Genomic DNA, 17,300 nt, shown 5'->3' with positions numbered 1-17,300 from the left:
CCGCGTCAGTCGAAGATGAAGACGCCCTTGCCGATCTGGCGTCGGTCGAACAGCTCGTAGGCCTTTTCCGCCTCGTCCAGCCGGAACTCGTCGGTGAACAGCGACTCCACGTCCAGACCGCGCTCGGCGACGAACAGGGCGCACTCCTCCTGGAGGTTCTTGCTGAAGGTGAGCGAGCCCACGACGGTCTTCTGCAGCTGGATGAGTTCCTCGCTGTCCAGCTCGATGGTGCCGAAGACCCCGACCATGCAGGCGGTTCCCCAGCGTCGCAGCGCCTGGACCGCTTGACGGCGCACAGTGGCGTTGGCGCTGCATTCGAGGGACTTGTCCGCGCCTTCGCCGTCGCGCGTCAGTTCCCGGACAGCGGCCACAGGGTCCTGCTCCCGTGCGTCGACGACGTGGTCGGCGCCGAACTGTTCGGCCATCGCCAGCCGGGAGGGCTCGACGTCGACGGCGATGACCCGCGCCCCGAAGGCCTTGGCCAGCATGGTGCAGCTCAGTCCCACGGGCCCCTGGCCGAAGACCGCGACGGTCTCGTCGGCGGACAGGCCGACCCTCTTGATCGCCGCGAAGGCCGTCCCGGTGCCGCACGAGATGGCCGCGCCGGTCTTGAACGACAGGGAGTCGGGCAGGGCGATGAGTGTGTGCGCGGGAACCTTCATGAAGTCCGCGTGTCCCCCGTCGCCGTCCAGCCCGCCGTACACCGTGCGCGCGTTCGGGCAGTACTGCGTCCAGCCGGAACGGCAGTATCGACAGGTGCGGCACCCGTCATAGTGGTGGACCATCACCCGGTCTCCGGCCTTGGCCTCGCTGGGCCGCACGGCGTCGCCCACGAGCTCGACCACTCCGCACGGCTCATGGCCTTCGATCACCAGCTCGGATCCGGTGCGCATCGGGCCGTGGAGGTGATGGAGGTCGCTCCCACACATACCGGAGGCCTTCATGCGGATGACGACTTCGTCCGGCCCAGGCGCCGGGACGGGAATCTCGCGGAGATCGAGCTTTCCTTCGCCCAGGAAGAGAACAGCCTTCATGTCTACCATCCTCGATGGTCAGGAGGTGGATTGCGTCGATGACGCCGTTCGCGTGATGGCCGGCAACCGGCCGCAGCCCGCTGTCGGCGATGGGTTCACCCGTTCGAGCTGGGCGACCGGGCCGCGACGGATGATTCCGAGAGCGACTTCGGGTCGTGCGGAGTGCCCGGTTCCTCCGGCACATCGTCGAGATGGCTCTCCGGGGCGATCTGCTCCAGGGCCTCGCGGGAGGTGTCGACACCGGCGACGGCGTTGAGCAGGGTCACGACGACGTACATGCCCGAGACGGCCAGGATGACCCCGAGGACACCGAAGCGGGAGAACAGCCACAGGACGACGAAGGGGGAGGCGATCAGGCCGACGCGACCGACAGTCTGGGAGAAACCGCCCCCGCGGAAGCGGAAGGCCGTGGGGAAGAACTCCGGGGTCGTGCCCAGGCCCAGAGTCAGGAAGGACGCGACCGTGGCGACCAGGATGAATCCGACGGCGATGACCAGCGCGGACACGGTCATGAACGGATAGATGCCGGCGAAGACCGCGGCGAGGGTCCCGAACATCATGATGCTGCGGCGCCGTCCGAGGCGGTCGACGATGAACAGACACAGCAGCGGTCCCGCGACATAGCCGGACATGATGGCCGCGTTGAATCCCAGGGACTTCGACACCGTCATCCCCTGCTCCACGAAGAACGTGGGGATCCAGCCGGTGACGACGTAGGAACCGAACAGACAGGTGACGGTCAGGATCAGGGCCATCATCGTCCGCCGGATGACAGGCCGCGAGAACAGCACCGTGATCGGCACCCACTCGGCCTCCTCGTCCTTCTCGTACGCGACCGGCGTCGAGTTGATCTCCCCGCTCGCGACACCGGACTCCCGCTCGATCCTCCGGATGACGGCCTCGGCCTCCTCGTACCGGCCGCGCGACTCCAGCCACTGCGGCGACTCCGGCATGCCCCGACGCAGCCACCAGGCGATCAGCGCGCCCACGCCGCCGATGACGAACATCCCGCGCCAGGACCAGACGGGTATGACGACCCAGCCGAGGATCGAGGACAGCGAGACACCGATCCCGCCGAAGATCCCGAGCAAACCCAGGTATCGACCGCGGCGGCCTGGCGGAATGAACTCGGTGATCATGCCGTAACAGATGACGTACTCGGCGCCCATGCCGATGCTCATCGCGCCTCGCAGGGCGATGAGCACCTCCATCGACGGCGCCATCGCCGCGCACAGAGCGAGGATCCCGAACAGCGCCAGGCTGAACTGGAAGGCGAAGGCTCGTCCGAACCGGTCGCTGAGCCAGCCCGCGAAGGACGCTCCGATCGCGAGGCCGGCGAACGTGACCGACAGGAAGAGCGAGTTCAGCTTCAGCGTCGAGAAGCCGGTGTCCAGGACCGACGCCAGTACCCCGGCCGACAGCGTGTTGTCGAACGAGTCGCAGAACATGCCGACGCCGACGAGCACCGCCAGGCGTCGGTGGAACCTGCCGACCGACAGATTGTCGAGCCGTCGGCCCGCATTGACGTGAGTGTTCATCGGCCGACGCCTCCCTGCCGAGCCAAGCCCGGGACAAGGCAGGAACTGGCGCGGGCCAGACCGGGATGACGAGTTCCGCATGGGTTCGATCGACGTTGTCCGATCATGCGTCTTACAACCTTTGGCTCGGTGCTCGGCGCTCAACGGCGCGAACACGAGGGCGTGTTGGTGAACCGCTCTTACTCGCGGGGGAATGAGACCGTCTCGATCAAGCTGAACCTGCGACTCCGCCGTCACACGCTGTTGCGGCGCGGGGCGGTTCAGTAGCGACGGGGCACGGCTTTCGCAGCTGATTTTGAAGGTATCCTGCATTGTGAGATTAAGTCAACGACTTGGGTGTCCACCCTGTCATCACTCCGGAACGCCGTGCGGACCTGCCTGCCCTCACTCCCGCAGTCGCGAGCGGAAGACGACGAAGCCCGCTGTCACCAAGAACGCAGCGGGCGAGAGGAAGGCCGCCGCGAGCCGGCCGCCCCCGCACCGCACCGACCGTCACCGGCACGATGGTCTGGCCCAGCAGATTGCCGCCCAGCCGCATGCTCATCGCGGTGCCCTGATCACCGTCCGGCACGTGTTCGGCCACCCAGCCGAGAGTGATCGGCTGGCCGAGGCCAAGACGGAAGCCGATGACGACCATCAGCAGACAGAGCCCCAGCAGCCGGTCGGCCAACGGCAACGCGGCGAGGCCGCCCGCGGCGACCAGCATGCTGAGGAAGAGCAAACGGCGCCGGGTCAGCAGACGGATCAGCCGGAGCATCCCGACACGCGCCATCAGGGATGCGGCTCTCTGCACGGCCAGGAGCAGGCCTACGGTCCGCACCGACAGCCGCGCGCTGCGCCGCACCTTCAGCTCCGTACGAAAGCCGCCTCGCGGGAGTCGTACCGCTTGGCCCGCCCTGCCGCCCCGGCTCCGTGGGGAACGGTCGAGGCCGACAGAGGCCGCCCGGCCCACGGCGGCGGCAACGGAGGCCGCGGCGAACGCCCGGCTCCCGGAGAACGAGCCCGCGGCGGCGTCCGCGGACCCGACGTTGGCCGGCCGACAGGCTGACCGCGGCCGGCGCGAGCATCTGGCCGGTCGAGTTGACGATCGTGAAGACCGAAAACCGGCGATCGCGTTGTGCGCCGTCCTCGGTCCGCGCGATGAGCGTCTGGATGCCGAGCATCGAGCACAAGTGGCCCAGACCGAGCAGGGCACTGCCCGCCACCAGGCTCGTGAGGCACTGGGGTGCGAGCAGGCTCAGACATACCACCAGCCATGACGCATCGAACGCCAGTGCCTTGCAGGACAACAGCGGACGTGACCCGGAGACAACCGTCTGCGCCACGATGGTGACGATCACCAGTCGCGGAAACGGTCGCAGCACGCGACGTGCTCCTTTCGGGTGGGAAGCGATGTCATCGACTGGTGTCGTGGTACTGCCCCGCCGCACGGGCTCGCTGGATGGCCAGTTCGATCACCAGCTCAAGGTTGGGGGTCGGGATCTGCACCATGTCGGCCAGGTCGAGGGGAACACGGAACATGGCGTCGATCTCCATGGGCCGGCCGGCCCGCAGGTCCTGCGCGATGCTCTGGAGATGACCGGAGGTCCCCAGCTTGCTCAGGCCCTCCTCGGGGTCGCCCGGATCGCAGCCCAGGGCACGGGCGATGGCTATGCCTTCGGCCGCCATCGCCTTGGCGACACCGGCGACGGCGGGCTTGTCGAGGACGTCCTTCATGGCCGATGCGGTGAGCACGGCCAGCGAGCCTCCGATGAGGTTCATCAGCAGTTTCGCCCAGACAGCGTCGCGGATCCTCGGTGTGACGGTGGCTTCCAGACCGGTGGGGTTCAGGAGGGACGCCAGCGCGTCGAGCCTCTTGTCGGACCGGCCGTCGGGGCGTCCGACGATGAGGCGGTTGCGCGGGTTCGCCGCGCGGATGACCCCGGGCTCGACCACGGTGCAGGCGGTGTAGGCCACTGCGCCCACGGCGCGGCCGGGCCCGATGCCGTCCCACAGCGCCCGCTCGGGATCGAGCCGTCGAAGGTGCGTTCCGTCCAAGGGACCACCATGCGAGTGGAAGTACCACCAGGGAATGCCGTTGTTGACGAAGAGCACCAAGCTGTCCGGATGGAGCAGAGACCCTATGTGCTCGGCGATGGCCGGCAGGGCCGGGGCCTTGACCGCGACGATGACGATGTCCTGCGGCTCCAGATCGCCGGGCCGGTCGGTGGCCACCGGGCGGGAGATCAGCTCGCCGTCACGGGTTTCCACGCGCAGCCCGTGCTGCTGGATCGCGGCCAGCTGCTCACCGCGAGCGATCAGTGAGACCTGGGTCCGGCCCGCGGCAAGGCGTCCGGCGATGTGGCCGCCGACGGCCCCTGCGCCGTATACGCAGATTTTCATGTGTGCTTCCTGTTCCGCGATCTGTCGATCAGTCGAACTGCTGACGCTTCTGGGCTGCGGCGGCGCTGAGGAAGGAGATGTCGTTGCCGGTGGAGACGTAGCCGGCGCCGAGGGCCAAGTACTGACGGATCAGGTCCGGGCGCCCTCCCAGTCCGCCGACGCCCGCGGTCTTTCCGTTCACGCGGCAGGCTTCGATGACGCGCAGGTATGCCTTGTGCAGCTCGGGGTGGTCCATCTGCCCCGCGATGCCCAGCTCGAGGGTGAGGTCGTTCGCGCCCACGAGGAGCACGTCGACGCCATCCACCGCGGCGATCTCCTCCACCGCGTCCAGACCGGACCGGGTCTCGATCTGTGCCACCACCATGGAGGCCTCATCGAGTGCTCGAATGGTCTGGTCGGCGGGGAAGGACCGGAAGTGCAGCTGGGGCGGTGAACCCGCCAGGGAACGCTCGCCCACGGGGGCGTGCTTGACGGCACGGACGGCGGTGCGCGCCTCGTCGGCGGACTGCACGCCGGGCACGATGATCCCCATGGCGCCGGAGTCCATGACCCTGGCGATGTAGTGCGGGTCCAGACCGGGGACCCGGACGAGGGGGGTGACGCCCAGGTGATTGCAGGCCATGCAGATCTGAGCCGCGGCGTCCAGGGGAAACGGGCTGTGCTCCATGTCGATGTAGACGGAGTCGAAACCTGCCGTGTGGGCGATGGCGGCGATGTCGACGGTCCGCACCAGCCGGACGGTCATCGAGTACACCGTCTCGCCTCTGGACATCTTCTCCTTGGCGGGATTGCGCAGCAGAGGGATGGATTCGCTGGTCATGTTCGGAAGGCTCCTGCCTGGTTCGGGGTGTCTCAGCCGAAGAGAGGCGGCAGTGCCTGCGCCTCGTCCTCGAACCCGTACACGGACTTGACCTCGAGGTATTCCTCGAACCCGAACCTGCCCATCGAGCGGCCGATGCCGGACTGCTTGTATCCGCCCATGGGCGTGTACGAGTCCGTGGCCGCGCCGTTGTAGCTGACACGGCCGGCCCGCAGGCCGTTCACCACGCGGCGGGCGTTGGTCCGGTCGCCGCCGAAGACATAGCCTCCGAGCCCGTAGATCGAGTCGTTGGCGATGCGCAGGGCCTCGTCCTCGTCCCGGTAGGACAGGACGGTCAGGACGGGGCCGAAGACCTCCTCCCGGGCGATCGTCATGTCGGGTGTGACTCCGGTGAACACCGTGGGCTGCACGAAATAGCCTTGCCCGAGACCTTCAGGGCGCTCGACACCACCGGTGACGAGACGGGCGCCCGCATCGACGGCGCCCTGGATGAGATCCCTGATCGACTTGAACTGGGCGGCGCTGACGACCGGGCCCATGGTCGTCGAGCTCTCCAGCGGATCACCCAGGCGGAAGCGGCGTGCCTCGTCGACCAGGAAGGGCACCACCTGCTCCACCTGGCTCTCGTGCACCAGCATGCGGCTGGGGGCGTGGCAGGACTGACCGGCGTTGAAGAAGCAGCGCTGGATGTTCCAGCGCGCGGCCTTTTCGAGGTCGGCGTCGGGCAGCACGATGTTCGCCGACTTCCCGCCCAGTTCGAGGCAGACCCGCTTCACGGTCTCCGCGGCGGCGGCTCCCACCTGCCGGCCGGCGCCGGTGGATCCGGTGAAGGAGATCATGTCCACGCCCGGGTGGCGGGACAGCCTGTCGCCCACGTCCCGGCCGGCGCCGTTGACCAGGTTGAACACGCCAGGCGGCACCTCGGCCTCGTGCAGCACCTGGGCCAGGAGGACGCCGCTCGCGGCGGAGTTGACACTGGGCTTGACGACCGTCGTGCATCCGGCGGCCAGCGCGTAGATCAGCTTGATCACGCCGGTCTGGACCGGCCAGTTCCACGGTGAGACCAGCGCGCACACGCCGATCGGCTCGCGTCGGACGATGGCGCCGCCCACACGCGACTCGAAGGGGTACTCGCGTAGGAGGTCGCGGGCCACCCTCATGTGCTGAGCCGGGCCCGTGACCTGAGCACGGTTGGCGACGGGAATGCCGACCTCGCGCGCGATCAACTCGGAGAAGTCGTCGATGCGCGACTCGTAGGCGTCGATGATGCGGTCGATCAAAGCGATCCGCTCGTCCACCGAGGTGGTGGAGAAGCTTTCGAACGCCCTCTGGGCCGCGGCGACCGCGCGGTCCGCGTCGGCGGCGCTCCCCAGAGCCACGCGGGCGAAGGCCTCCTCGCGGGTGGGATCGATGAGTTCCAGTTCGCGGGCATCGGTCGGTTCAGTCCACTGACCGTCGATATAGAGGTGCGGGTACTGCCTCATGAGTGAAGTCCTCCTCGGACCGCGTGGTTTGTCCGACGGGTCAGCTGCTGTGGGTGTAACCGCCGTCGCAGGCGATCGTCTGGCCGGTGACGAACGCGGACGCCGGGGTGGCCAGGAAGAACATGATTCCGACGAGGTCGGTGGGGACCATCCCCCGCGGGATGCATTGCAGTGAGGCCGCGCGCTCCCGCACCTCGACGGTGGGATTGACGGCACGGTCGACCTCCGTGGCGACGCTGCCCGGTCGCACGCAGTTGACGGTGATCCCATAGCCGCCCAGCTCGCGCGCCAGAGAGTTGGTCATGCCGATCAGTGCCGACTTCGAGGTGACGTAGTGCAGGTAGTTGACGGTGCCACGGGTCACCGCATCGGAAGAGATGTTGATGACGCGGCCGAAGCCCGCCGCGCGCATATGGGCGGCTACCGCCCGAACGCACAGGTAGCTCCCGGTGACGTTGACCCTCAGTACCTGTTCCCACTGCTCCAGGGGGATCTCGTCGAACGGCCCCTTCTCGATGGTGGCGAAGATCGACGCGTTGTTGATCAGCACGTCCACGCGGCCCCACCGTTCGATGACGGTGTCGACCATCGCCGTGACGGACGACTCGTCGGCCACATCCACTCTGACGGCCAGCCCGACGCCGCCGACGTCATGAATCTCCTTGACGACGGCCTCCGCCTTGCCGAGGTCGAGGTCGGCCACCACGGCGAGGGCTCCGGCCGCCGCGAACTGGCGCGCCAGTTCGCGGCCGATGCCCTGGGCGGCGCCGGTGACGATGACCACCCGGCCCTCGACGCTGAAGTCCCGCGCAGACGCCGGCACTCCGGAGTCATTTGGGGCGTGGGTCAAGGGTGTCGTCGTCATGGTCGGCCCTCCCGGCGTCGCGTTTCGTGGTGGGCGTGCAGCGGTGATGCCTCAGCCGCGTGCACTCGCGCCTCGCCTGGTCACCCCGCCAGACGAGCGTCATCTGCGGGGCACCAGAGGGCATCCCCTACTGACTGTTGGACAGTATCCCGCAATGTGGGATATCGTCAATTGAACCCATTGGTTTGTGCCATGGGGTGACAGCGATTCCGTGAAGGAGCAGCGATGCGTGTAGGCAGGGCATCCGACACCGACGTCGAGCAGGTCGGAAGCATGCGTGAGGGGAAGCTGGACCAGAAGCACCTGCTGTTCGGTGAGGACGGCACGCCCAACAACTACGACCTCAACATGGGCCTCACGGGCGGTGGTGGCTGGCGGACCCCTCGCCACCGGCACAACTTCGACCAGATCCGCTACGTCATACAGGGCGAGCTGCCCTACACCGAGACCGACGTGCTCAAGCAGGGATGGGTGGGGTACTTCCCCGAGAGCGTCCACTACGGCCCTCAGGAGCGGGCCGAGGGCCTGCGGACCATGGTCCTCCAGTGCGGCGGCGCGAGCGGTCAGGGCTACCTGAGCGTCGCCCAGCGTGAGGCGACCAACGCCGAACTGGCCAAGACCGGCGAGTTCAAGAAGGGCATGTACCACTACACGGACGCCGACGGCGCGCCCCAGGCCGTGGACGGCTCGCTTGCGATCTTCGAACAGGCCATGGGAGGCAAGCTCGAGTTCGCGCCCCCGCGGTACACCGATGTCATCGCGATGGACCCGGAGGCCTATGACTGGCAGAAGGGTGACGCGGGCGTCTTGGAGAAGTGGCTGGGCCGCTTCACCGAACGCGACCTGCGCATCGGGTTCCTGCGCCTGGAGCCCGGCGCCGTGTACCAGGCGGGACAGTTCCCCTCCATCGAGATCCTGTTCCAGATCAGTGGCAAGGTGTCGGCGGGCGGCGCTGAGTACGGACCTGAGACCGGATACGAATTCCTCGCCGATGAAGGTCCGGTTCCTGTCGAGGCCGTCGAGCCGACCGAGTTCCTGCGCATGGTCCTGCACACCTTCTGACTCATCACGGGGCAACACGCAGCCACGGCTCCGCGTTGCCCTGTGGCCGTCACTCAACTACCCGGAACAGGCCAGGAATTCGCCATGTCTCTCCCCCTGCATGCCCAGACGCGGGCCGTCCCCGAGGCCGCGGTGCTGGAAGGGTTGCCCCTGGTCCGCGCGGTGAGCGCCGCAGAGGTGGCCGCCCGTATATCCGGCGGCCCCCGACTCGTCGTCCTCGACGACGATCCGACCGGCACCCAGACGGTCGCCGACGTCCCGGTCCTGACCTCCTGGTCGGTGGCCGACCTGCGCTGGGCACTGCGCCAGGACAGTTCCGCCTTCTTCGTCCTCACCAACACCCGCAGCCTCTCCCCCGAGGACGCCGCCGCCCGCAACCGCGAGGTGGTGGGCGCCCTGCGTGCGGCGTCGCAGGCCGAGGGCACCGGTTACGTCCTGGCCAGCCGTGGCGACTCCACCCTGCGCGGCCACTTCCCGTTGGAGACCGACGTCCTGGCGGAGGAACTCGGCGCGGTGGACGGGGTCGTGCTGGTTCCCGCCTACATCGAGGCGGGCCGCCTGACCGTGCACTCCCGCCACTGGATGCGGACCGCAGAAGGTCTGCTGCCGGTCGGCGAGAGCGAGTTCGCCCGCGACGCCACCTTCGGCTACCGCAGTTCGTCGCTGCCCGAATGGGTCGAGGAGAAGACAGGCGGCCGCGTGCGGGCGGAAGCGGTCTTGCGTATCACCCTCGACGACCTGCGCGGCGGCGGCCCGGAGCACACTGCGCGGCTGCTGTCCTCGCTGAGCGGTGGGCGTGCGGCGGTGGTGGACGCGGTGTGCGACGACGATCTGCGGGTGCTCGCCCTGGCCCTCGCCGAGGCCGAGGAGAACGGCGCACGGCTGTTGTACCGGGTCGGACCGTCCTTCGTCAGGGCCCGCGCCGGGCAGGCGGCACGGGCACCGCTCGCCCCCGCCGAAGTGCGCCCGCTGCGCGGGGACGCGCCGCACGGTCTCATCGTCGTCGGGTCTCATGTCGCGCTGACGACACGGCAGTTGGACCGGTTGCGGGAGCGGGGTGGGATCGCCGAGTACGAGCTCGACGTGGCCCTCCTGCTCGACGAGGAGCGGCGTGACGCCCACATCGCCGAGGTCGCGACAGCGGCGGCCGGCGCACTGGACTCGGCCGACGCTGTCATCCGCACCTCTCGCGTGCTGGTGACGGGGGCCGACGCGGACGACAGTCTCGCGATCTCCCGCCGGGTCTCCGCCGCGCTCGTCCAGGCCGTACGCCAGATCAACGCCACCCGGCGGCCCGCCTTCGTCGTCGCCAAGGGCGGCATCACCTCCAGCGACACCGCCACCGACGGCCTGGAGATCCGCCGCGCCTGGGCTCGGGGCACCCTCCTGCCCGGCATCGTCTCGCTCTGGGAGCCAGTGGACGGCCCCGCCGCCGGAATCCCCTACATCGTCTTCGCCGGGAACGTCGGCGGCGACGACGCCCTCGCCGACGCCCTCGACCTGCTCCGGAGCGCCTGATGCTGCTGCACGGAACCGACGCTCTCAAGGAGGCCGCGGCCACCGGCCGGGCCCTGCCCGGGTTCGTCGCCTACAACCTGGAGACCGTCCAGGGCATCACGGCCGCCGCCGAGGCCGCTGGGCGGCCCGTCCTGATCCAGGCGGGCTCCAGCCCCTTCAAGCACGCCGGACGCGAGGCCCTGATGCGGTTGGCGCTGGACGCGGCCGAGCACTCCGGCGCCCACCTCGGTGTGCACCTCGACCACAGCCGGGACCTCGACGAGATCACCGTCTGTCTGGAGGCCGGCTACACCTCCGTCATGGTCGACGGCTCCCATCTGCCGTTCGCCGAGAACATCGCGTTGACGAAGGAGGCGGTACGTCGGGCTCGTGACCACGGTGCCTGGGTGGAGGCAGAGCTCGGTGCAATGGCGGGCGACGAGGACGTCTCCACCGATGCCGTCGCACAGACCGCGGCGATGACCGACCCGCGGCAGGCGGCCGAGTTCGTGACCGCGACGGGCGTGGACGCGCTCGCCGTCGCCGTCGGCAATGTCCACGGCTTCACCAAGAACCCCGTCCACCTGGACCTGCGACGGCTGGCCGCGATCCACGAGCTCGTGCCGGTCCCGCTCGTGCTGCACGGCGCCAGCGGCCTGCCCGTCGAGGAACTGCACGGCGTCCTCGCCCGGGGCGTCGCCAAGGTCAACGTCAACGCCGAACTGCGTCGCGCCTACCTCGAAGCCGTCCGCGGGACGCTCCCGTCCACGCTGCCCGGCTCCGACGTCGTCTCCCTGTGGGCAGCGGGCCGCGACGCGGTCCGGGAAGCCGCCCTGGAGGTCATCGGCCGTCTGAGCCCTCACACCGAGGGAGCAACACGCGACCTCGACTCAGCCCGCTGACCATGAGCCGCACCGCGGGTCACCGACTGCACAAGACCGTCGTACGCCCCCGAGCCGTTTAGGAGCCACCATGTCCACCCCGCCCAAGATCGCCGTGCTGCACACCAGCCTTGTGTTCGTAACCGTCGAGCCGGCCATTAACGACTACCTCGCGGAGTTCGCGCCGGACGCCAAGGTCCTGCACTTCGTCGACAGCGACGTCCTCGCAACCGTGATGCGCGAGGGTGAGATCTCCCCTGCCAGCACACAGCGCATGGTGCACCTGGCCCAGGCCGCGGAGTCCGCGGGGGCCGACGTCATCTTCTCCGCCTGCTCCTCGCTCGGACCCGCCATCGACGTGGCCCGACGCCTGGTCTCCGTCCCAATCGTCAAGATCGACGACGCGATGACCGCTGCAGCGGTCGAGACCGCCGAAACCATCGGTGTCCTGGCGACGGTTCCCACGACCCTGCCGCCGACCTGTGCCCTCGTCGAGGAGAAGGCACGGGCGGCCGGCCGCGACATCACCGTCCAGCAGCGGCTCTGCGAGGGCGCCTTCTCGGTGCTCATGTCCGGTGACCGCGACCGCCACGACGCCATGGTGCTGGACGGGGCGAAGGCGCTGGCCTCGCAGGTCGACGCCATCGTCCTGGCTCAGGCGTCCATGGCCAGGCTGGCGCCCGCGATCGCGGAAGCCGTCGGCAAGCCCGTACTCTCCAGCCCGCGCAGCGGAGCGGAGGACGCGGTGCGGGTGCTGCACGAGCGGACGGCCTGAACCCCGGGCGCACTATGATGTCCACCATCAGCGCCGTCGCCGAACCGCCTTTTTGAACGGTGCAGGATCGATCACCTCGTTGACGGTATCCCACATAGTGGGATACCGTTAAAAGATGACTGTGACAGCGACTCAAGGCAGCGCGAGCCTGGCCAAGATGCTCTCCATCCTGGAGCTGTTCACCGAAGCAGAACCCGTGTGGTCGACGGCCGACATCCTTGAGGCTCTGGAAACCTCCAGGTCCACGGGATACCGCTACATCAAGACCCTGCATGAGGCGGGACTGCTCGACGCCGTGTACAGCGGCCAGTACACCCTCGGTCCGCGGATCATCGAGATGGATCTCCAGATGCGTCTGACGGACCCGCTGCTCCTGGCAAGCCATGGCGTACTCGAGGATCTGGTGGACAAGATCGGCCACTCGGCTCTTCTGTGCACCGCGTTCCGCGATTCGGTCCTGTGTGTCGGCGAATGCCGCGCCCCTCAGGGCCCCGCCAACCGGTTCAGCCGCGGGCAGCGGCGCCCGTTGTTCCAGGGCGCGATCTCGAAGGTCATCCTGGCCCATCTCCCCCATCACCGCCTCAAGGCCATCTACCCTCGTCAGCGCACGGAGATCGAGAACGCCGGGCTCGGCGACAGCTGGAGCAGCTTCCGCGCCAACCTGGGAAAGATCAAGAAGGACGGCTACGCCTTGACCGTGGGGGAATTCAACCCCGGCGTCATCGGCGTCGCGGCGCCCATTCTCACCGACCAGAAGACAGCGCTGGGCAGCGTGGGCGTCGCCTGGGACGAGAAGCAGCGGCGCGACGTCGATGTTGAGCACGCCGTCCTGGCCATCAAGCAAGCAGCGACGACCATCTCGGAACGCCTGCTGGAGAAGCAGCGATCCTGATGCCCGACGGCACGGACCCCGGCTGTGTCAATCGGGTCGGTGCCGTGCATGATCACCTGCGGCGTCCGGGCCGGGCAGTGCCTGCTCCACCCAGACGGTCTTGCCCGCTCGGCCGTAGCGGGTGCCCCAGCGGGAACCGACTTGGGCCACCAGGAACAGGCCTCGACCACCCTCCTCATTGGTGCGCGCACGGCGCAGATGGGGCGCGCTCAGGCTGCCGTCGGACACTTCGCACACGAGGGTTTCCGCGTAGACGAGACGCAGGGCGATGGGCCCGCATGCGTGGCGGATGGCGTTGGTGACCAGTTCGCTGACGATGAGTTCAGTGGTGAAGGAGAGCGGCTCCAGGTCCCATGCGAGGAGCCGGCGATCGACGAGGGCGCGAGCCTCGGCGACGAGTGCCGGATCGGCGGGCAGCTCCCAGGAGACGACCCGATCGGCTTCCAACGCCCGGGTCCGGGCCAGGAGCAGGGCGACGTCGTCCACGCGAGGCTCCGCCGTCACGGCCACCATGGCCTGGCACAGCTGCTCCAGCGATCCGTCGGAGCCGGCCAGGACATGGGCCAGCCGGTCCAGTCCCTTGTCGATGTCCCGTCCCAGATCCTCCACGAGGCCGTCCGTGTAGAGCGCGAGAACCGCGCCTTCAGGTAGCTGACGCTCGATCGTCTCGAAGGGGAGGCCCCCCACACCCAGTGGAAGGTTGGACGGGATGTCGTGCAGGAACTCCACCGCACCGTCGGGCTGAACCAGCGCCGGTGGCGGGTGGCCGGCACGGGCGAAGACGCAGACGCGGGAGACGGGGTCGTAGACGGCGTACAGACACGTGGCGCCCAGGCAGTCGGGGTCCTCCTGGATGAGGCGCAGGACGAGGTCGTCGAGTTGGGTCAGCACTTCGTCCGGGTCCAGGTCGAGCGCTGCCAGGGTGTGCACAGCCGTCCGGAGCCGTCCCATGATGGCCGCCGCGTGCAGGTCGTGGCCCATGACGTCGCCCACGACCAGACCGACACGCGCTCCCGACAGCGGCAGGACGTCATACCAGTCCCCGCCCGCGCCTGCGTGGGCGGCGGCCGGCACGTAGCGGTGAGCCGTCTCGACCGCGAGGTAACCGGGCAGATCATGCGGCAGCAGACTGCGCTGCAGGGCGAGGGCGGTGGTGTGCTCGCGGGTGTAGCGCCGGGCATTGTCGACGCACAGGGCTGCGCGTGAACAGACCTCCTCGGCCAGCGCCAGATCCCCCTCGTCATACCGCTGAGACGTCGGTGCACGCCCGAACGAGGCCACCCCCAGCGTGATGCCGCGAGCCTGGAGCGGCACCACCATCAGCGAGTGGACACCGAGCTCGCGCATCTTCAACTTGACGCGTGCGTCCATGTCCGGCCGGCCGTCGGTATCCGCCCCACGCACCAGGACGGAAAGCCCCTCCACCAGGCACCGGGCCTGAACCATGTCCGGGTGGAGGACCGTGGTGTCGCCCACGGGGTACGGGGCGTCCGCAGAGCCCTGCTCGACCGAACGGAATCCGGCTCGACGGAGTTGCACCCGCCCCTTCACGGCGTCGGCGTTCAGCTCCTCGCCCCGCACCGCCGCCTCCAACAGGTCGACGGAGACGAAGTCCGCGAGTCCGGGCACAGAAGTATCGGCCAGTTCCTGGGCGGTGCGCATCACGTCGAGGGTGCTGTCGACGCGCTCGCTCGCCTCGCCAGCAGGGCCAGCCGCTGCTGGGCGCGGTGCCCCTCAGTGACGTCGACGAAGGTCTGGCACATACCCAGGAGCCCGCCCGCCGGGTCGGTCAGCCTGAAGGACGACAGGGACCACACGTGCTCCCGGTCCGGGTCGGAGGGAACGTAGCCGGCGAACTTGAAGTCGAGCACCGGTTCGCCGGTGTCCCGCACTCGCCGGAGCACCCCCTCGATCTCCTCGACACCACCCCTGGGCGTGAGTTCACCGATGCGCCGGCCGATGAGCAGCTCCGCGGGGAAGCTGGTGATGCTCTCGGCCGCCGCGTTCACCCTCAGGTGCCGCAGCCCGGCGTCCATCACCGTGACGGAGATCGGGGACTGGCTGAACAGGGCCTCCAGGATCGCCCGGTCCACGCAGTCCCGCTCCGCCTCCCGGGCATCGGCGGCGCTGACCGACCATCCGGCCCGGCCTTCGGCGCGCTCCACGGGACGTACCCTCAGCGCCGCCTCCACGGAATGCCCATCGCGATGCCTGAGGCCTATGACGCCGTCCCAGATCCGACCTGTCAGTCCCCGCTCGTGGGCAGCACGTGCCGCGTCCCGATCCTCCTGGACCGTCAGCAGTTCGACGGCTTGTGTTCCGCAAATCTCGTCGGCCCGGTATCCCAGCAGCGACTGCGCCTCCGGGCCCCACAGGAAGATCATGCCGTCGGCATCCACGCACACCACGGCGGTGCTCGGCCCTCGTAGCAGATCTCGTGCTCCTGGGCCGAGGCCCCGGGAAGCGTTGGATGCGCTCATCGACACCAGTCCAACCCAGGTTCCGTGCTGACCACGATAGCGACGGGGGCGGCGACATACGTCCTCAGCGCCGCTGTACGTAGCCAGCCGGACGCGCTTAGTATGCCGCCCCCAAACGTGAACATGCAGATCTGGAGCTAAGGCTTGTCCCGTAAATGATCTTCGGGTCGTCTCGGGCGTGGTTGGCCGCGTGGCGGTCCGCTTGCCTATCCGGTGAGGGCGAGGTTGTGCAGTCGGGCGATGCCGAGCATGGCGTGGTGGACGCCGGCGCCTTTGAGGCGACAGTCGCGGAGGATCTTCCAGGTCTTCATACGGGCGAAGACGTGCTCGACGCGGGCTCGGACCTGCTTGTGGGACTTGTTGTGTGCCTGCTTCCAGTCGGGCAGGTCTTCGCCTTTACGCCGGCGGTGGGGCATGACGAGTCCAGTGCCGGGGTAGCCGCCGTCGGCGATCGTGAGTGTCTTGCCGACGGCGGCTTTGGCGCCGGATTCTTCCCATGCCTTGCAGTCGTTGCGGTTTCCGGCGAGCGGGCGGCCGACCAGGACGACCAGGCGGGTGTCGGCGTCGATGACGACCTGGTGGTTGGTGGAGTACCGGTAGTTCTTGGACTGCGCGGCGATGGAGTGGTCGCGGGTGGGGACCAGGGTGCCGTCCACGATGAGCACGGTGTCCTTGGCGAACCGCTTTCGGGGCTGGAGCGCGAGCATCGGCCCGAGGTGGTCGATGATGCGGTCCGCCGCCGACTTCGACACCCCGAACAGCGGGGCGAGCTGGCGCATCGTCAAGTTCGTCCGCCAGTACGCCGCGACCAGCAGAGTCCGGTCCTCCAACGGAAGGCTCCACGGCCGGCCCTTGCGGACCGCGTCCGCACCTTCACGCCGCAGCACGCTCACCAGCTTCCCGAAACAACGCGGGCTCAGCCCGGTGAACGGGGCTATCCAAGACGGCTCCGACGCCGTGATCACACCAGCCACGCCAAGATCATCTCACCTGTGACCAGCAGTTACGGGACAAGCCTTAGCCGTCTTCTCGCTCGAGCGCTTCGAATACAGGGGCGTTGTCCACGTAGATGCGCTGATCGACAAACTTGCCGTCGACAATGGTGATCTTGGAAGCCGCCTTGATCTCGATTACCGCCCCGCTGCGGAGGGTCCAACGGCCGATGGACTCGAAGAAGACGACCCCGCCCTCCTCTTCCCACGCATGCACGAGGCCGTGTCCCAGTGACACCACCTCGTCGAGCTTGGCGGTGAAGGCCGCGATGATGTTCTCGCGCCCCTTGATCTCCGGGCTGTTCCCAAACGTCAGCGTCATGTCCTCCGCGTAGTAGGAGCCGAACTCGCGGGGGCTGTTCGCCTCCATCGCCGCGTAGTACTCAGTCAGCAACCTCACCGTCTCGGTGCTCGCTCGCATGGTGATCAGACCTCTCTGTCGGAACATTCCCGGGCGGGGCAGCCAACCATACTATTGACCGAGTCCCACAATGCAGGATATCTTCCAATCCACCACGCCGAGAGTGTGTGTACCGCCACAACCGAGCCGCTGGCGATTCGCACCAGCCCCGTCAAGGCCGAGCCGATCGTTTGCCTT

General features: G+C 68.3%; 16 protein-coding genes. 5 read left to right on the top strand and 11 right to left on the bottom strand.

Going from position 1 to position 17,300, the window contains the following annotated elements:
- Nucleotides 1–5 precede the first annotated feature (5 nt).
- From OG226_RS50730 to OG226_RS50700, 7 genes are all read right to left on the bottom strand, one after another.
- A complete protein-coding gene (locus OG226_RS50730; protein WP_329353182.1) occupies nt 6–1,034 on the bottom strand; it encodes a zinc-dependent alcohol dehydrogenase family protein in 1,029 nt (342 codons plus the stop codon).
- Nucleotides 1,035–1,129: 95 nt separating this feature from the next.
- On the bottom strand, nt 1,130–2,572 hold the full coding sequence (locus tag OG226_RS50725; protein ID WP_329353180.1) for an MFS transporter: 1,443 nt from the start codon (nt 2,570–2,572) through the stop codon (nt 1,130–1,132).
- Nucleotides 2,573–2,891: 319 nt separating this feature from the next.
- Nucleotides 2,892–3,416 carry an MFS transporter gene (locus tag OG226_RS50720; protein WP_329353179.1) on the bottom strand — a complete coding sequence of 175 codons (525 nt, stop codon included), beginning with the start codon at nt 3,414–3,416 and terminating at the stop codon, nt 2,892–2,894.
- A 551-nt stretch (nt 3,417–3,967) separates the two neighbouring features.
- Nucleotides 3,968–4,954, bottom strand: a complete 987-nt coding sequence (locus tag OG226_RS50715) for a ketopantoate reductase family protein (RefSeq protein WP_329353178.1) — start codon at nt 4,952–4,954, stop codon at nt 3,968–3,970.
- Between the two features lie 28 nt (nt 4,955–4,982).
- A complete protein-coding gene (locus OG226_RS50710) occupies nt 4,983–5,774 on the bottom strand; it encodes an HpcH/HpaI aldolase family protein (RefSeq protein WP_329353176.1) in 792 nt (263 codons plus the stop codon).
- Between the two features lie 32 nt (nt 5,775–5,806).
- Nucleotides 5,807–7,258: an aldehyde dehydrogenase family protein gene (locus OG226_RS50705; protein ID WP_329353174.1), complete on the bottom strand. Its 1,452-nt coding sequence runs from the start codon at nt 7,256–7,258 to the stop codon at nt 5,807–5,809.
- 40 nt (nt 7,259–7,298) lie between these two features.
- Nucleotides 7,299–8,123, bottom strand: coding sequence for an SDR family NAD(P)-dependent oxidoreductase (locus OG226_RS50700; RefSeq protein WP_329353172.1), 825 nt, complete (start codon nt 8,121–8,123; stop codon nt 7,299–7,301).
- Between the two features lie 225 nt (nt 8,124–8,348).
- On the opposite strand from OG226_RS50700, the gene OG226_RS50695 reads away from it, so the two are divergent.
- The 5 genes from OG226_RS50695 to OG226_RS50675 all read left to right on the top strand — a co-directional run bounded on the left by OG226_RS50695 (nt 8,349) and on the right by OG226_RS50675 (nt 13,230).
- Nucleotides 8,349–9,185, top strand: a complete 837-nt coding sequence (locus OG226_RS50695; RefSeq protein ID WP_329353170.1) for a hypothetical protein — start codon at nt 8,349–8,351, stop codon at nt 9,183–9,185.
- An 84-nt stretch (nt 9,186–9,269) separates the two neighbouring features.
- Nucleotides 9,270–10,703 (top strand): four-carbon acid sugar kinase family protein, encoded by a 1,434-nt coding sequence (locus OG226_RS50690; RefSeq protein WP_329353168.1) that lies wholly within the window; start codon nt 9,270–9,272, stop codon nt 10,701–10,703.
- Nucleotides 10,703–11,584 (top strand): class II fructose-bisphosphate aldolase, encoded by an 882-nt coding sequence (locus tag OG226_RS50685; RefSeq protein ID WP_329353166.1) that lies wholly within the window; start codon nt 10,703–10,705, stop codon nt 11,582–11,584. The genes OG226_RS50690 and OG226_RS50685 overlap by 1 nt, the downstream gene beginning before the upstream one ends.
- Nucleotides 11,585–11,654: 70 nt before the next feature.
- Nucleotides 11,655–12,338, top strand: a complete 684-nt coding sequence (locus OG226_RS50680; protein ID WP_329353164.1) for an aspartate/glutamate racemase family protein — start codon at nt 11,655–11,657, stop codon at nt 12,336–12,338.
- A 115-nt stretch (nt 12,339–12,453) separates the two neighbouring features.
- Nucleotides 12,454–13,230: an IclR family transcriptional regulator gene (locus OG226_RS50675; protein ID WP_329353163.1), complete on the top strand. Its 777-nt coding sequence runs from the start codon at nt 12,454–12,456 to the stop codon at nt 13,228–13,230.
- Between the two features lie 27 nt (nt 13,231–13,257).
- Here OG226_RS50675 and OG226_RS50670 read toward each other — a convergent pair whose 3' ends face one another.
- From OG226_RS50670 to OG226_RS50655, 4 genes are all read right to left on the bottom strand, one after another.
- Entirely contained in the window at nt 13,258–14,892 is a 1,635-nt protein-coding gene (locus OG226_RS50670; protein WP_329353161.1) for an ATP-binding SpoIIE family protein phosphatase, read from the bottom strand.
- Nucleotides 14,892–15,710 carry a PAS domain-containing protein gene (locus OG226_RS50665; RefSeq protein ID WP_329353159.1) on the bottom strand — a complete coding sequence of 273 codons (819 nt, stop codon included), beginning with the start codon at nt 15,708–15,710 and terminating at the stop codon, nt 14,892–14,894. Before OG226_RS50665 ends, OG226_RS50670 begins: the two co-directional genes overlap by 1 nt.
- 206 nt (nt 15,711–15,916) lie before the next feature.
- Nucleotides 15,917–16,684 (bottom strand): transposase, encoded by a 768-nt coding sequence (locus OG226_RS50660; protein ID WP_329347193.1) that lies wholly within the window; start codon nt 16,682–16,684, stop codon nt 15,917–15,919.
- Nucleotides 16,685–16,727: 43 nt separating this feature from the next.
- Nucleotides 16,728–17,123, bottom strand: coding sequence for a nuclear transport factor 2 family protein (locus OG226_RS50655; RefSeq protein WP_329353157.1), 396 nt, complete (start codon nt 17,121–17,123; stop codon nt 16,728–16,730).
- Nucleotides 17,124–17,300 lie beyond the last annotated feature (177 nt).

This window comes from Streptomyces sp. NBC_01261 (genome assembly GCF_036226385.1).
Taxonomy (GTDB): domain Bacteria; phylum Actinomycetota; class Actinomycetes; order Streptomycetales; family Streptomycetaceae; genus Streptomyces.
This window is presented reverse-complemented; position numbering and strand designations above follow the sequence as displayed.

Coding starts and splice junctions, on each gene's coding strand:
- OG226_RS50730 (WP_329353182.1), bottom strand. CDS start 1,034: ATGAAGGCTGTTCTCTTCCTGGGCGAAGGAAAGCTCGATCTCCGCGAG.
- OG226_RS50725 (WP_329353180.1), bottom strand. CDS start 2,572: ATGAACACTCACGTCAATGCGGGCCGACGGCTCGACAATCTGTCGGTC.
- OG226_RS50715 (WP_329353178.1), bottom strand. CDS start 4,954: ATGAAAATCTGCGTATACGGCGCAGGGGCCGTCGGCGGCCACATCGCC.
- OG226_RS50710 (WP_329353176.1), bottom strand. CDS start 5,774: ATGACCAGCGAATCCATCCCTCTGCTGCGCAATCCCGCCAAGGAGAAG.
- OG226_RS50705 (WP_329353174.1), bottom strand. CDS start 7,258: ATGAGGCAGTACCCGCACCTCTATATCGACGGTCAGTGGACTGAACCG.
- OG226_RS50700 (WP_329353172.1), bottom strand. CDS start 8,123: ATGACGACGACACCCTTGACCCACGCCCCAAATGACTCCGGAGTGCCG.
- OG226_RS50695 (WP_329353170.1), top strand. CDS start 8,349: ATGCGTGTAGGCAGGGCATCCGACACCGACGTCGAGCAGGTCGGAAGC.
- OG226_RS50690 (WP_329353168.1), top strand. CDS start 9,270: ATGTCTCTCCCCCTGCATGCCCAGACGCGGGCCGTCCCCGAGGCCGCG.
- OG226_RS50685 (WP_329353166.1), top strand. CDS start 10,703: ATGCTGCTGCACGGAACCGACGCTCTCAAGGAGGCCGCGGCCACCGGC.
- OG226_RS50680 (WP_329353164.1), top strand. CDS start 11,655: ATGTCCACCCCGCCCAAGATCGCCGTGCTGCACACCAGCCTTGTGTTC.
- OG226_RS50675 (WP_329353163.1), top strand. CDS start 12,454: ATGACTGTGACAGCGACTCAAGGCAGCGCGAGCCTGGCCAAGATGCTC.
- OG226_RS50670 (WP_329353161.1), bottom strand. CDS start 14,892: ATGCGCACCGCCCAGGAACTGGCCGATACTTCTGTGCCCGGACTCGCG.
- OG226_RS50665 (WP_329353159.1), bottom strand. CDS start 15,710: ATGAGCGCATCCAACGCTTCCCGGGGCCTCGGCCCAGGAGCACGAGAT.
- OG226_RS50655 (WP_329353157.1), bottom strand. CDS start 17,123: ATGCGAGCGAGCACCGAGACGGTGAGGTTGCTGACTGAGTACTACGCG.